At 40.6% G+C, this 1,125-nt stretch carries 1 pseudogene; it reads left to right on the top strand.

From position 1 onward, the window contains the following. The first annotated feature begins 267 nt into the window (after positions 1-267). A pseudogene (locus QUB33_RS29785) lies at positions 268-1,038 on the top strand (IS1 family transposase). Positions 1,039-1,125: the final 87 nt, after the last annotated feature.

Genomic DNA, 1,125 nt, shown 5'->3' on the forward strand with positions numbered 1-1,125 from the left:
TACTTTTTGTCTTAGGTCTAGACTGTAAGCCATTTTTTTCTAATTAACTACTTTTAGCGATTTTATCATGATCTGACTTCTGTCTCACATTTATTTGAAATGACTATATCAAGGGTAGCAAGATTCCAATCAGTTTAAATTGAGCTGAACTTATAGTTGTTTCAAATAAAAATGAGACATTAAGTTGCACAATAAGCGCGAAGGTAGTGCTTTTATGTAAAGGATAGAGGATAATAGCTCTGTGCCAATCTTTTGAGGAGTCTCATGATGAAACCCTATCTGATTTGTCCCACTTGTGGTTCTGACGATGTGATGAAAAATGGTATGACTCGTCGCGGAAAACTTTCACCATAAATGTCGTGACTGTGGTCGCCAGTTTGTCGAAAATCCTAAGTGGCAACCCAAAAACACCGACACCGGGCGCAAAAATTGAGTTGCTTCTCCTTGAACGGATTTCTCTTAATGGCATTGCCCGAGTTATGGGTGTTTCCAAGAGCTGGCTTCAAAATTATGTAAACCACTTGTACACTGCCGTAAAACCAAAGGCTACAGTTATCCCAAAAGAAGTCGGAAAACACACCGTCCAAATGGATGAACTATGGTATGAAAGTAGACAACAAAGGGAATAAACAATGGGTTTGGTTAGCGATGGATGCCAAGACTCGGGAAGTGATCGGATGTCATATTGGAGACCGTTCCTTAAAATCGGCTCTTGCATTATGGGATTCCCTACCGAGTGTCTATCGCCTGCAGTGCCAAGATTTATACCGATCATTGGGAGGCATATGCTGCGGTTTTACCGACATTCACGGCATCAGCCTGTGGGGAAAGAAAGCGGATTGACGAGTTACATTGAACGATTAAATAATACTCTCAGGCAGCGAATTTCGCGATTAGTCAGGAAGACATTATCGTTTTCTAAGAAGTTGGATAATCATGGCTGGTGCTATTTGGAATTTTATTCATGATTACAATCACCGAATCCGATTAGCAATGCTGAAGACTCAACCGCCTCAATTTTCTCCATCCTTTACATAAAAGCACTACCAGCGCGAATAATCTCATCAAGAGATGTGGCAGAATGCGAATACATTCTAGCTCTCTTTAATGCACTAAAATCATGCT

The organism is Microcoleus sp. B3-A4 (assembly GCF_036705385.1).
Lineage (GTDB): Bacteria > Cyanobacteriota > Cyanobacteriia > Cyanobacteriales > Microcoleaceae > Microcoleus.